This window comes from Kosakonia sp. AG348 (genome assembly GCF_003337365.1).
Classification (GTDB): domain Bacteria; phylum Pseudomonadota; class Gammaproteobacteria; order Enterobacterales; family Enterobacteriaceae; genus Kosakonia.
Map to the genome: position 1 here is coordinate 1 of NZ_QPJR01000001.1, position 12,309 is coordinate 12,309.

The 12,309-nt window shown below is 50.4% G+C and carries 20 protein-coding genes and 1 pseudogene; 8 read left to right on the top strand and 13 right to left on the bottom strand.

Translation table 11 applies throughout. The features are described 5' to 3' along the window. The 10 genes from DFO56_RS00005 to DFO56_RS00050 all read right to left on the bottom strand — a co-directional run. A partial coding sequence (locus tag DFO56_RS00005) for a putative holin (protein WP_233500349.1) occupies positions 1 to 240 on the bottom strand: 240 nt, incomplete at its 3' end. Between the two features lie 210 nt (positions 241 to 450). Continuing rightward, positions 451 to 1,209: an antitermination protein gene (locus DFO56_RS00010; RefSeq protein ID WP_045507203.1), complete on the bottom strand. Its 759-nt coding sequence runs from the start codon at positions 1,207 to 1,209 to the stop codon at positions 451 to 453. Between the two features lie 12 nt (positions 1,210 to 1,221). Further along, positions 1,222 to 2,214, bottom strand: coding sequence for a DUF968 domain-containing protein (locus tag DFO56_RS00015; RefSeq protein ID WP_045507201.1), 993 nt, complete (start codon positions 2,212 to 2,214; stop codon positions 1,222 to 1,224). Continuing rightward, positions 2,211 to 2,924 carry a phage antirepressor KilAC domain-containing protein gene (locus DFO56_RS00020; protein WP_114413827.1) on the bottom strand — a complete coding sequence of 238 codons (714 nt, stop codon included), beginning with the start codon at positions 2,922 to 2,924 and terminating at the stop codon, positions 2,211 to 2,213. The genes DFO56_RS00015 and DFO56_RS00020 overlap by 4 nt, the downstream gene beginning before the upstream one ends. Positions 2,925 to 2,944: 20 nt before the next feature. Beyond that, entirely contained in the window at positions 2,945 to 3,334 is a 390-nt protein-coding gene (locus DFO56_RS00025; RefSeq protein WP_045507196.1) for a RusA family crossover junction endodeoxyribonuclease, read from the bottom strand. Then, positions 3,331 to 3,669 carry a hypothetical protein gene (locus DFO56_RS00030; RefSeq protein WP_072051610.1) on the bottom strand — a complete coding sequence of 113 codons (339 nt, stop codon included), beginning with the start codon at positions 3,667 to 3,669 and terminating at the stop codon, positions 3,331 to 3,333. The genes DFO56_RS00025 and DFO56_RS00030 overlap by 4 nt, the downstream gene beginning before the upstream one ends. Before the next feature lie 68 nt (positions 3,670 to 3,737). Then, a complete protein-coding gene (locus DFO56_RS00035; protein WP_045507193.1) occupies positions 3,738 to 4,610 on the bottom strand; it encodes a conserved phage C-terminal domain-containing protein in 873 nt (290 codons plus the stop codon). Then, on the bottom strand, positions 4,600 to 4,779 hold the full coding sequence (locus DFO56_RS00040; RefSeq protein WP_072051609.1) for a DUF4222 domain-containing protein: 180 nt from the start codon (positions 4,777 to 4,779) through the stop codon (positions 4,600 to 4,602). The genes DFO56_RS00035 and DFO56_RS00040 overlap by 11 nt, the downstream gene beginning before the upstream one ends. Before the next feature lie 163 nt (positions 4,780 to 4,942). Next, positions 4,943 to 5,494 carry a YmfL family putative regulatory protein gene (locus DFO56_RS00045; RefSeq protein ID WP_045507268.1) on the bottom strand — a complete coding sequence of 184 codons (552 nt, stop codon included), beginning with the start codon at positions 5,492 to 5,494 and terminating at the stop codon, positions 4,943 to 4,945. Between the two features lie 40 nt (positions 5,495 to 5,534). Continuing rightward, a complete protein-coding gene (locus tag DFO56_RS00050; RefSeq protein ID WP_072051608.1) occupies positions 5,535 to 5,720 on the bottom strand; it encodes a Cro/CI family transcriptional regulator in 186 nt (61 codons plus the stop codon). A gap of 92 nt (positions 5,721 to 5,812) precedes the next feature. Here DFO56_RS00050 and DFO56_RS00055 point away from each other — a divergent pair, with 92 nt between their 5' ends. Then, positions 5,813 to 6,472 carry a LexA family transcriptional regulator gene (locus tag DFO56_RS00055; RefSeq protein ID WP_199496491.1) on the top strand — a complete coding sequence of 220 codons (660 nt, stop codon included), beginning with the start codon at positions 5,813 to 5,815 and terminating at the stop codon, positions 6,470 to 6,472. Between the two features lie 42 nt (positions 6,473 to 6,514). On the opposite strand, the gene DFO56_RS00060 is transcribed toward DFO56_RS00055, so the two are convergent. Together DFO56_RS00060 and DFO56_RS24545 are read right to left on the bottom strand one after the other, a co-directional pair. Next, complete coding sequence (locus tag DFO56_RS00060) at positions 6,515 to 6,937, bottom strand: hypothetical protein (protein ID WP_045507187.1); 423 nt, start codon at positions 6,935 to 6,937, stop codon at positions 6,515 to 6,517. Positions 6,938 to 6,946: 9 nt separating this feature from the next. Beyond that, positions 6,947 to 7,423, bottom strand: coding sequence for a L,D-transpeptidase (locus DFO56_RS24545; protein ID WP_141402856.1), 477 nt, complete (start codon positions 7,421 to 7,423; stop codon positions 6,947 to 6,949). Between the two features lie 556 nt (positions 7,424 to 7,979). On the opposite strand from DFO56_RS24545, the gene DFO56_RS00070 reads away from it, so the two are divergent. The 7 genes and pseudogenes from DFO56_RS00070 to DFO56_RS00100 all read left to right on the top strand — a co-directional run bounded on the left by DFO56_RS00070 (position 7,980) and on the right by DFO56_RS00100 (position 11,397). Then, the gene (locus DFO56_RS00070) at positions 7,980 to 8,342 is read left to right on the top strand and encodes a hypothetical protein (protein WP_045507184.1); all 363 of its coding nucleotides are present in this window, start codon (positions 7,980 to 7,982) and stop codon (positions 8,340 to 8,342) included. A 38-nt stretch (positions 8,343 to 8,380) separates the two neighbouring features. Further along, positions 8,381 to 9,205, top strand: coding sequence for a YfdQ family protein (locus DFO56_RS00075; RefSeq protein WP_045507182.1), 825 nt, complete (start codon positions 8,381 to 8,383; stop codon positions 9,203 to 9,205). Positions 9,206 to 9,368: 163 nt separating this feature from the next. Then, positions 9,369 to 9,533: pseudogene (locus tag DFO56_RS00080) on the top strand (hypothetical protein); the annotation flags it as partial. Further along, a complete protein-coding gene (locus tag DFO56_RS00085) occupies positions 9,523 to 9,744 on the top strand; it encodes a TraR/DksA C4-type zinc finger protein (RefSeq protein WP_045507178.1) in 222 nt (73 codons plus the stop codon). The pseudogene DFO56_RS00080 and the gene DFO56_RS00085, both read left to right, overlap by 11 nt. After that, positions 9,744 to 10,013: a hypothetical protein gene (locus DFO56_RS00090; protein WP_045507176.1), complete on the top strand. Its 270-nt coding sequence runs from the start codon at positions 9,744 to 9,746 to the stop codon at positions 10,011 to 10,013. The genes DFO56_RS00085 and DFO56_RS00090 overlap by 1 nt, the downstream gene beginning before the upstream one ends. Positions 10,014 to 10,043: 30 nt before the next feature. After that, positions 10,044 to 10,289, top strand: a complete 246-nt coding sequence (locus DFO56_RS00095; protein WP_072051607.1) for an excisionase — start codon at positions 10,044 to 10,046, stop codon at positions 10,287 to 10,289. Continuing rightward, entirely contained in the window at positions 10,270 to 11,397 is a 1,128-nt protein-coding gene (locus DFO56_RS00100) for a site-specific integrase (RefSeq protein ID WP_045507173.1), read from the top strand. The genes DFO56_RS00095 and DFO56_RS00100 overlap by 20 nt, the downstream gene beginning before the upstream one ends. Before the next feature lie 33 nt (positions 11,398 to 11,430). Here DFO56_RS00100 and DFO56_RS00105 read toward each other — a convergent pair whose 3' ends face one another. Beyond that, positions 11,431 to 12,279 (bottom strand): putative phage abortive infection protein, encoded by an 849-nt coding sequence (locus tag DFO56_RS00105; RefSeq protein ID WP_045507170.1) that lies wholly within the window; start codon positions 12,277 to 12,279, stop codon positions 11,431 to 11,433. Between the last annotated feature and the right edge of the window lie 30 nt (positions 12,280 to 12,309).

Genomic DNA, 12,309 nt, shown 5'->3' on the forward strand with positions numbered 1-12,309 from the left:
GGTGATGCTCGCAAGCATTGAACCCACCAGCCCGGAGCCGTACACGCCAGCGAAGTAAGAAACGATGAAGTAGGCAGAACGGCGGAGAATCGTCAAATCGGCAGCGGTGGCGACATAGAACACGGCGCCAGCGAACGCACCGAAAACAACACCGTAATCGGTACCAGTTAACAAGCCATACAAACTGGCACCGGTTAAAGCGCTTGCCGCCGCAGCGGAACCGGAAACAGGTTCGGACATTTAGCCCCCTCGTATATGCTGTGAGTCCTCTCAGAATGAGGGGAATAAAAAAGGCCGCCGGATGGCAGCCAAATAAAGAAAAACCCCGCCTTGGCGAGGTCTTGAATATTGTTTTTAACGGTAGACATACATTGCCCATCGTTGGGAAAATCCTAACCATTTTTTTCGAATATTGCAAGCATCATGACGGTATAAGTCGCGAAAATGTGGCTAACGTGTCACTTTTCTTAAATGCATCTCTGCGTTAGCCTCTTCTAGCCAGCATTTAGTCACCAGCGCGTTAATTACATCGGCATAACCGCTATACCATTCGTAATTGGTCAGGTCTGGCACAACCTTTTTGACCAGTGCGCGGGCAAGCGTAGTCGGAACGCGGCTGTAGCGATTGCCATTACAGCGACCGCATACCTTATTAACGGGCACACCGTGCAGTTTGGTGCGTTTTTCATCGAGCACTTCACCCTTGCCTTTGCAGCCACGGCACGCTGTTCTCACCTCTCCTTTACCGCCGCAGTGATGGCAGATCTCTTGAACCTCTTCATACCTGACCTTTGCCTCAACGCCTTTAACGCCGGGGTGCTTGACCACATCGCGCATAACATGCAATACACCAAGGCCATTACAATGCGGGCACCGCGCCTTACTTGCCGCCGATCGGGAATAATCGGCATAGGCGAACTGCACCAGCACCGGCAGAATTTCGAGGCGGGCTTTCTCGCTGAGTTTCATCAGCACCGGATTTTTGAGCGCCAGCGCATAGCTCATCAGTCCATCAATCGCCGGTGCCGGATCCTGAATCCCCATCTTTGCCAGGAACAGATTAAAACCAAGCGATGCTTTTGACTGCACCATGCCTTGTGCCGCCATTACATCGGTAATGGTTAACGCGATGCCAGCCGTCGCCGGTGTCTCGTCGTTATACTTCTGGGACTTTGGCGAATAGAATTTTGGTAATGATTCGAGGTTCATAGCGTCTCCACTTTACGCCAGCACGCCGATGGACAGCGCGCGATCTAAAAAACGAAACAGCAGCACAAGCTGGCTACCATATTTTTCTTCAAAGGCCACGGTGTCAGCGTGCAACGCGTCGTGATGCGCTCTGCAAAGCGGGATCACAAACAGGTCGTGCGCCTTTGTACCCATTCCACCATTACCGTGGCCGATAAGGTGATGGGGATCGTCTGCCGGGTTGTTGCAGCACATGCATTGCTGCGCTTTAACCCAGCGGGTGTACTTCTCGTTTTCCCAGCGGCGGCGTTTAGGGCGCAGCATGAAGGATTCCGGCGTCTCCGGATCGATACGCAGCGCCAGCACCTGCTTCGCCACTTCCTCAACAATTTCCCGCGCCTGCGGCATACCGGGCACCAGATCAAGCTCGCGCGTTACCGATTTAATGACCGGCTTAGGCATAAGGAGAACCTGCCGGGCGGCTTCCTCCGGAAGCACGTCGGCGAGGCCGTAACGCGCCAGCCACCAGCAGAACTCCGGCAGCGTCAGTGAATGGGAGTCGTCGAAGCCAAGCTCACGGCGGGCGGTCGTGAGGATGTATGCAGCGCAATTTGCGCGGGCAATACCCGCCAGTTGCTCGGTGCTGTGCTCCCGAAGGATGTTGTCGCAGTGCCAGCACAACCGGATCGCGCCCGGCGCGTGACGCATGGTAGTCATGTTCTCTGCGTGCCAGCTTTCGTGTGGCCACTGGCAGCCAGTACCGGATTCAAGCCAGCTTTCCAGGCCGTTAATGCCGCCAGCGCGGCGCAACACCGCATCATTTTCGAACACGCCAGCCAGTGCAGGATCTTCCGCCAGCGGTTGCTCTGCCGGTGGCAGTTCACCGTTCGGCATACCCGCCAGGCGCTCGGGTTCGTTCTCAAGCAACATGCGGCCGCGGCGAAAATATGGAAGCAGGGCCACGCCGGGTCGGAACATAACGAGGCCAAGCTCAGTTACTACGACGGGGTTTAACAGCGCCCTCACTCTGCGCCCTCCTTCGCGATATGTGCCGCCCACAGACCTCCAATCCACTGCACACCTTTTGCCGTAAATCGTGCCTGGCTGAATGCATGATTGTTTTCGGTGCTGGTACCGGTTTTCACTTCGAACCGACCAAGGGCGATATGACGGTGGCGCGGTGTCAGCGTGCCGCCCAGGCGATACAGAATGTCGTTATCCAGCAGGAAGCATCGAAACTCGGGCTCTTTGGCGTTAAGCAGCTTCGCCACCTGCCGGAATGACATTGAGCCTTTCGCGGAGCAATAACGGTCGACAAATTCAACTTTCGGCGCGGCGATGGCCAGTTCCTGTTTTAGCCGTTGCTGCTGCTCAGCCAGATCAGCAGCGAGGCGCAACGCTTCAGGCAATGACGTTGGTACCGGCATAGCCTGCTGGTTCTCCAGTTCCTGCCAGCGATCCACCAGGCGGGCAGTAAACTCCGGCGATAATTGCGCCACAACCACATAGCTGTCGCGCTTACCTACCAGATACACGGCGACCGCCTGCCCGAGGTGGTTTCTAACTTCCCCCATTGGAGGAAGTTGAATAACCCCGCGCTCTGCCAGACGTTCGATTGACCGTTTAACATGGTCGTGACGCGACTCAACCAGATCGGCGATTTCCTGGCTGCTCATCGTCAGTTCCTGCCCGGCCAGAAATGAGTGATGTTGTGAACAAAGCTGTGTTGCGTTCATCTGTTGCATGCGTATCTCCTTTAAGCGGCTGCAACCGCTTTTTGTTCAAACCTTGTGATCGTGATCTCCACCCTGCCGCCCTTCACTACCGGCCCCCACTCCACCAGCAGGCGTTTAACCTGGCTGTCGTCCTCCCACACTCCGGCATGCGTTAAAGAATCCAGCAGCGCCTTGTTGTAGTTGTCGATGTCCCGGTTTCGGGAGTCCGGCGGGTAAAGAAGAATTTCCACTGCAGCCGGTTGAGTAGAAGGTTTAGGCAGACGGCGTAACTGATCGATGATGGCCGCACAGGCTTCACTACGGAATTTTCGCCCGGCTTCGCTGATAAGATGGCGGCCTTTCAATGGTCCCTTATTAGGTGCGCGCCAGTAAGAATTGACGCTTGGCGGGAAAGGTAAAATCAGCTTCATGCCGTGGACCCTCTGCGTTTGAGCCATTCCTGAGCCAGATCAGCCGAGCTTTCCTCGCCCTCCAGGAGCGACCGGATAACTTGTTCGGCTTCATCGAGCGCCAGCGTGTCGTTTACACCCAGCACTTTGATTCCGCGCGCAGTGCCGCTGGCGATCGTGATGTAGCCTTTTTTCACCAGGGCGCGAAGGTGTTCAAAGGCAGCGTTGCCCGAGGTGACGCCAATCAGCGCCGCAAGCTCGGTATAGGTTGGCGGGTAGCCGTGCATGTTGTGAAAATCCACCAGCGCATTCAGAACCTGCTGCTGCCGGTCAGTCAGTGGTTTGCGTTCTTCCACGGTTCCCCCTCAGAGAATGGCCACGATATCGGTGGCGGTTTCAATGCCACTACAAACTGATCCGTATCTCATCCCCGAAACCCCGCTGGAATCGTTGTATCAGGGCGGCTAATCGCGTTGATATCTCGCCCCCGTTCCAGGTCCCATGTCTCACGGGGTGGCCTGCCCTTTTTATCCCAGGCGGTAGCACTCGACATGTACCCACTGAATTTGCCTGGAGTGAACAGCGTCTCAGGCCGCATGTACTGATACATTTTGATATTGTCGCGCCAGTGCTCATGCTTCAGGTCGATGACCCGTTTCAGATCCTCAACGCTATAACCGTCACGCAACCTGCCACGGATGTTCTCCAGCGATGTACGTGATTTCTGTCGGCGGGAACCACTGACCTGATTCAGGTAGGTAAGAACTTCAATCGCAGAATCGGTGATCACCACCTCGGGGTCGGGTTGCGCAGCAACCGGACGAGAAGGTTTTTTATCTGATGGATCTTGTTTTGAATTTACTGACGGATCCCCGCCAGATTCTGGGGGGTGAAAACTGCCGGTTTTGCTCGATTTCGACGCGTCGAATTTTGACGGGTCAGATTTTGATGCATCAGAATTTGATGCGTCAGATTTTGACGGGTCAGAATCTGACAGGTGAGAAAAGGCAGCAGCCTGGAGTTTTGCCACGTTAAGCTGGTAGACGTTTGATGCGTTACGGTTGCCGTTGCGGCGCTGTTTGCGTGACAGCCAGCCTTCATCCTCCAGCTTGCCAATGGCGGTGCGTACCGTGCTTACACCAGCACCAAGCTGGCGGGCAATCGTCTCGATGGACGGCCAGCACACGCCCTCGTCATTGCTGAAGTCGGCCAGGCGCGCCATGATCGCCACGCTGGACAGCTTCATGCCAGAAGCGGCACAGGCGTCCCAGACGTAACCAGTTAATTTAGTGCTCATGGTCGTCCTTTATTTCTCTGAATTTACGCTGGAACTGCTCAAGCGGGCTGAAGCATTCATGCTCGTAGCCTTGCCGCAGGTAGATGACGCGCTGCGTTTCCGGCTCCCATCTGATAACCCGAACAGGGATGCCGTACTGGTCTCTGAATCTGCGGTTAAGTTCGCGCATAGCTGCCTCGCCTTCCGGTAATACACCCCCACGATTGCCGCCGCCCGACTGTGGTTACATGACACCCAGCGGTTTGATAATCTGCGCTCATACCGAAACAGAGGGACGCCCGGAACGGGGATCATCCTCAGTTGCGGTAAGCGGCTTTTAGCCGTTAAACTGTTCATGCGTTGGTATCTCCACTTTGATCGACACGCCGCGACGCCGGGAGCTGCAACTCGCCGGCGTCACCCTTTTCTGGCGCGCAGAAAACACGAAACAGCAGCGTTAAATGCTCCTGCCACTTCGCCATTACCTGATAGCTGTTCTCTTCGATTTGTTCGCGTTCTGCCTGGTCAATAACCCCGTCAGCAGTTGCCTTTCTGAGATAGGTTGAGTGCTTGCCGATCCACTCGATTGATTCCATCAGGCGCTGGTTGATGTCGGCATTGTCTATGTCATCCACTGCCACCAGCGGCACGTTCACGCTGTTTGACTGGCGCGATACGGCATCAGCGATATGTTTCGTGTCGCTTGCCTGCTGAAGTACCATCGCCCAGCCCATCGGGAACACCTGATCGCCGCCGTCACGCAGGCGGTTAAACAGCGCGTCAGTTGTTACATCGAGTATTTCAGCCGCTTCCGCATAGCCGCCCGGCAACGCCGCGATAGTCTTGCGTATTGCCGCCACCAGCCACGCCGGTTGCTTTTCTACTTTCCAATGTTGGTTACCCACGGTTAACCCCTTAATTCTGTGGTTAATATTGATCGCTTTGTCAGTTACCTTTTTTATACAAGGACGGGTCATACACTAATTTGCCTTTAGTTATCCTCTCGATTACAAATGCCTGTTTTTGTGGAATTACTTCACCCCATCGGCATACTGCAGGGTGGGTAATACCTAGGATTGTTGCTGTCTTAGAAGTACCGCCAAAAAAACTAATTACGTCTTTCTTACGCATAATGTGCCCCCTCTTATTAACGACCTAAAGGTAACAAAAGGTACATCATTTAGCAAACAATAGGTACATAGAATGCAGGTAACATTAGTTACATGAAAACGGAAATGAAAGACAGAATCAGAGCCCGACGTTTACAGTTAGACGTCACACAGCAGTCCCTAGCTAAAAAGCTTGGGGTTAGCCGTGTGTCAGTTACTAAATGGGAGAACGGTACAACCAAGCCGGATGGGGAGAATCTTCATCAACTCGCTTATGCTCTGGCGACAACACCTGAGTGGATCCTCTATGGGAAGGGCGAAGAACAGAAAGACGACACGAAAGTTATTCCGTTTATCAAATCACCCATTGCTATCCCTATAATTTCTGCAGTACAAGCTGGTCACTGGACCGAATCCTATGCGAGCTCCAAACTGACAGATGTTATATCCTGGACACAAACGACCGCAGAGGTTTCTGATGAGGCTTTTGCGCTGATTGTACGGGGGGAATCAATGACAAATCCAAATGGTCTGCCATCAATCCCTGAGGGGGCAATTGTCATTGTTGAGCCGCATTTTGGGCAGCTAGACGATTTATTCGGAAAGATTGTCGTGGCAGTTCTGGACGGAACATCGGAAGCAACTGTCAAGAAACTTGTTTGGGATAGTCCTTTTTCTTATTTGATGCCTCTTAATCCAGCTTTCAAACCAATTCCAATCGATGGCAATTGCCGTATTGTTGGAAGGGTTGTGCAAATTACTCAGAATTTATAACGGTGCCAATCCATGGCACCGCACAATTTATCTTGCAGCAGTTTATTCTTCCGCTGCTTTTTTGGCGGCTACTTTGATCTCCCCACAAAGCTCTTCCTGTTTTGCAGGGCAAAAACGCTCAGCCTGATTCTGGATTTTGTCCAGATCCTTTGTATCAAGCGTCGAGTCAATATGACGAAGAACATATTTCTTTAAAGCAGGAGCTTTACGGATCTGGCTCCCTAACTCGGGTAAAGTGTCCCAGTGATCTGCCAAGAGACGTGCAACTGATTCTGAAATACCTTCCGAAATATCACCATCATCGCAATGACCAAACTTAACCCGGTTTTGGTTAACAGAAGTCCATGAGTTTAATGAATCTACTGCCATATCAGCAGCTTCGGCATCCGCGGGGGAGCATGTTTTGGCCCAAGATACATTTGCTGCCAGCAGTCCACTAAGCATCAGAAAAATTATTTGTTTCATTGCGAATATTTACCCGTAATGTCGGTTGTGAAGCGACTGATGATGATTTCTTTTTGTAGCTGCATGTGCCGCACGTCCAGTATTACCAATCACTTCGATTGTTGTAAGCGGTGAAGTACTGGCCATTTTTATTACTGCGGCTATTCCCTCATCTGACGTTCTTATGCATCCCATAGTTGCATGTTGAGGGCCTGGCGCATGGCGAGCATGCGCACGTCCAGAATGAAGGCCAATTCCTGGATGACCAGGGACTGAAAAACGGTAAATGCCATACATTCCATAAGGGCCATCTGTTGTATCAGCAGTTGCTGAATGATGACGGTGTGGATGAACTCTGTCTTGGAATATGTACGTCCCGTTTTTGATATGCGTTAAAGTAGCATGGCTATCTACATTGTTATATGCAGCCCATGAACCGATATTGTTTCCATTGCCATCAACTAAGGTAATTTGGTGTGTAGAACCATTAAATATTATTTTCGACATATGCGACTGATCTTATGGTGAAAATTTTTTCAGATGTTAACCCTACACCTTCTAAGGCATATAGGCGGAATCTGAAAAACACCCCCCATTTTTTGACAGTTTAATCTACGAGTCATTCCTTCCTTCCCACTTCTTTCGTTAAAAAAGGTACCTTTTATTTGCATTGACTGGTAACTAAAGGTACATTCATATCAAACAGTGGTAACACTTGTTCCGTTGTGATGTTCGTAAGCGCGATGCAGCGCCGGCCGACGCAAAGACCCGGAAATCGGCTGAGTAGCAGCAACTGGCTACCAATACCTAAAACAGAGCGGCGGGAAGTAAGCGGGAGTAGCGCCCCGGTGTCACAACCAAAAAAATGCCAGCTGTAATTTTGGCGGCGTCGGATCTTATTTTCCCGTGATGGCGCCGCAATTTTTTACGCAACACACAAGAGCATCACCGGGCGACGGGCTCATAACCCAATCCACCCGGGCGATTGCAGTCGCAGATGCTCTTTTGTGTTGTGTGGAGATACTAACCGGCGGTGTCTGCCGCCATTCTGAGGGTAAGACCGATGGACAAAGAACGTTTGACCAATATCCCCGACTTCTTCGGGGAACTCGACGGCGGCGTGTTCGAAACCAAAGTGGCAGCAGCACTGAATGAAGTTGCCCTTGGCGTGCTGAACAACGGCAACAAAGGCAAGGTGACACTCACTTTCGACATTTCCCGCCTCAGCAATTCGATGGAAGAAAAGCGCGTGGGCATCGTCCATAAGCTGGCATACGTTAAGCCAACGCCGCGCGGTAAAACGTCCGAAGAGGACACCACCGAAACCCCAATGTACGTCAACCGCGGCGGGAAGCTCACCGTGTTGCAGGAAGACCAGGGGCAACTGTTCACCCTTCAGGGCCAGCCGAACCAGGCACAGCGCTAACCGGCCCGGTTTCATAACCATTCACGTAAGGAAAAAACATGTCTCAACAAGTCGACTCAACCGCCATTAGTCAGATCCGCGATCTGGTTTTCAGTCAGTTGGTTGAAGAAAAGCTCGCTGGCGCTGACTGCCCGGCTGTCGCGCTGCCGAAAGACGTAAGCGTGGAAAGTCTGGAAAAGCTTTATACCACCCGTTTTCGGTTTCGCGGAAAGATGGAAACCCAGAGTATCGAAGATTTCGTCCGCTACTCCAGCGACTATGCTGCTGACGGCACCCGCTGTTTTATCAATGCCGACAACATGACAGCGGTATCGGTATTCAACCTGGGCACGCTGGAAAACCCCGGTCATGCAGATAACAAAGCTGTTCTGGCACTGAAACGCACCTCACCGTATACCGCACTGCTGAAAATTAACGGCGATCGCAACAGCCAGAAGCAATTGGCTGAGTGGCTGGAAGACTGGTCTGATTATGTCACCGGGTTCGATGCCGACGGGCAGGTTATCGAAGCCAAGCGCGCGGCGGCGGCAGTTCGCAAAATTACGATCGACGCTATCCGCAGCGCTGAATATGAAGATCAGGACTTCAGCGGCAAACGTTCTGTGATGGAAAGTGTTGAAGCCAAGAGCAAAGACATTATGCCGACGGCGTTCGAATTTAAGTGCATCCCTTATGAAGGGCTCGGCGAGTACCGCATCAAGTTACGTATGAGCATTCTTGCCAGCGACAGTCCGGTTCTTGTTCTTCGTATCACGCAACTGGAAAGCTACGAAGAAGAAATGGCCGCCGAATTCCGCGATCTGCTGGTTGAAAAATTCAAAGATAGCGCGGTGGAAACTTTTATCGGTACCTTCAACGCCTAATTTCTCTGCTGCAAATGCCCCTCCGGGGGCATTTATGGAAGCGAAATCAATTTAATTATCGCCACCCGGCGAGGGATTCCTGCATCCAAAAATCGCGCGTTGCAGCGCGCAAAGGAGATACAACGCAATGAGACAACAACTGGCATCAATGACCATTATCGAACAACCAGAAGCGCCTTCTGGTGATGGCTGGTTTGTTGGTTCCATTCACGACACGGAAGATGGTGCGGTTTGCATCTGGCTTCGCAATAAATCCGCACCATCGCCTGAAGCAGCTGCTGTCGCCCGTCAGTTTGAGCAGATGAAGGAGATGCATGATGGCGGCTGAAATCATCGATCAGGCCAACGAACTGGTAGAGCAGAACATCAGCCAGGCCATTCAGCGCATGCGTATCGACCGCAACGCTATATCAGCGGAGCAATGTAGCGAGTGCGGCGAAGATATCCCTGCACAACGCCGTGCTGCTGTTCCCGGCTGCCAGACGTGCGCAGAGTGTCAGGGAATTATCGAATTAAAGCGCAGGCAAAGGGGGATTTGATGCCCAGCAAACTAAAACTGCGGCGACAACGGAGGCTGCGTGAAGATGTCGCATGGTGGCGCGCTGAGGCAATGGACTGCAAAGCGCGGCTGCTGGAACTGGCAAAATTACTGGAGGAAGCCAGGCGCCAGCGAGTTCCAATGCCGGTGCTGGTCCCTGCCCCGATCATGAAACTGGTGGCTCCGGCCACCAGCGAACCTGAAATTTGTTTGAAATGTAACGACGGAGCCAGGCTTGGCTGCTCGTCATGTGCGTACCGATTGAAATAGCCGGTTGCAGCCGGCAGTGGAGAACCGACCATGATTCAGATGTTGACGCTTGAGGAATGGGCAGCAGATAAATATCGCAGCAATCCGCCGAGTGTTTCCACTCTTCGCCGTTATGCAAAACAAAACCTTTTTTCGCCGCCAGCGATGAAGCAAGGGAGATTGTGGCGTGTACGTGAAGACGCGGAACTGGTTGGTGAATTAGCTTCGCCCATTATCAAGAATTCTGATTCACCAAAGTTATTAAGGATCCTTAACGATGGCTGCCAGACCACGTAAAAATAATGTCAGCGTACCGAATCTATATCCGCTGTATAGCCGGAAGGTCAACAAGGTTTACTGGCGTTATAAGCACCCTATCACGGGAAAATTTCACGCCCTCGGTACTGACGAAGCAGAGGCAATAGCAATTGCTACCGAGGCGAATACTCGCCTGGCTGAACAACGCTCTCGCCAGATCATGGCGATTAGCGACAAAATCGCGACCAGCAAAGGTAAAGCTATAACCGCAAACACCTGGCTCGACCGTTACTGGAAGATCCAGGGTGAAAGACTGGATAGCGGCGATATTAAGCTGAACACCTATAAGCAAAAGGCAAAACCAGTAGCTTTGCTCCGTGAGCGAGTAGGTATGAAGCTGATTTCGTCGGTAGATGTGCGAGATATAGCTGAAATACTGGAAGCCTACATTTCAGATGGGCAACCCAGAATGGCGCAGGTCATCCGCTCAGTTTTAATCGATGTATTCAAAGAAGCTCAACATTATGGGGAGGTTCCACCCGGGTACAACCCTGCCCTTGCTACAAAGCAGCCGCGCCGGCGAATAACGCGGCAACGACTGAACCTGGAAGAATGGCAGATAATTTTCGATATTGCCGACGCAAAACACAAGTATATGGGTAACGCTATGCTTTTAGCACTTGTTACTGGTCAGCGTTTGGGGGATATCTCGAACATGAAGTTCAGCGATATTTGGGATGACCACCTTCATATTATCCAAGAGAAAACCGGAAGCAAGATCGCCATTCCCCTCGCGCTGAGGTTAAACGCAATTAACTGGAGCTTACGTGAAGTAATCGCACGGTGCCGAGATTATGCAGTAAGTCCGTATCTTGTTCATTTTTTCCGAACCACTTCTCAGGCAGAACGTGGTGCTCAGGTGAAATCGAATACCATTACAATGAATTTCAGCAAAGCGCGGGATAAAGCAGAACTTGATTGGGGAGATGGAACGGCAGCCTCTTTTCACGAACAACGTTCTTTAGCAGAACGTCTTTATGAGGCTCAGGGTATCGATACGCAGAGACTTCTGGGGCATAAATCACCAAAACAGACTGCAAGATATCACGATGATAGAGGTAAAGACTGGACTACCGTAGCTATTTAATATTAGCGGGCATTAACTTGATGCCCGTTAATATCATATCAGCCGTTTCAATTTCGCAGATTCCAATAATAAGAGAGCATCTCTATTCTCACCCCAAGCCTTAAGATCATAAAATAACACGTGCGCATCGCTAATAAGCCTATCAATTGGAAGATTATCAAAAATAGAATATTCCTCAATATAAAACTGAAACTTTAACCCATGTTTAGAAATTCCATTATAAAATAGCATCATCAATTCATTGTTTGAAATTTGCGCCCTTAATATATTAGCATACTTTTTTTTAGCATTATCATTAATAGATGACTCAGCTATGAATTTAAATAAATTATATAAATATCGATAATAATGTGAAAAATTATTAGACTTACCTTTAAAATAGTTAGCAAATCGCTCAGTAAACAAATCCCTCTCATTATTCAGTGAAAATATATTTTCATCAATATGCTTAAAATCATCAAATGCATACTCAGTTTGGCAGTGGATTTTAAATCTCAGATAATGATATGAAAATACAGAACGACCCTCTCTACCTTTTGAGTTCTTCCCTGCTGGTATTTTCATATCTTTTATTATTGTTTGCAAAATATTGAGCATGTTAAAGAATGAATTTTCGAAATCTCTCAATTTGTCAGATTCTTCTCTATTTTTTGAATCATTTTCTATGTTTCTGGTAGCATCTGTCTGCAATTTTATCGTCCATAATACCCCACAAAAACCAAGTGCTGAAAAAATTGATGTAAATGCTCCCCATGAATCTCCAAAAAGACCTTTTTGTTCAGGGGTCATACCCTTAAATAGCCATAAACTATTCGTTAAAAGGTAGCCATAGCCACAGCTAATGATTAACCCAACACTTATGAGTATCAAAGCACGAAACATGTTGCTTCCCATCCCTAGTAATTTTGATAA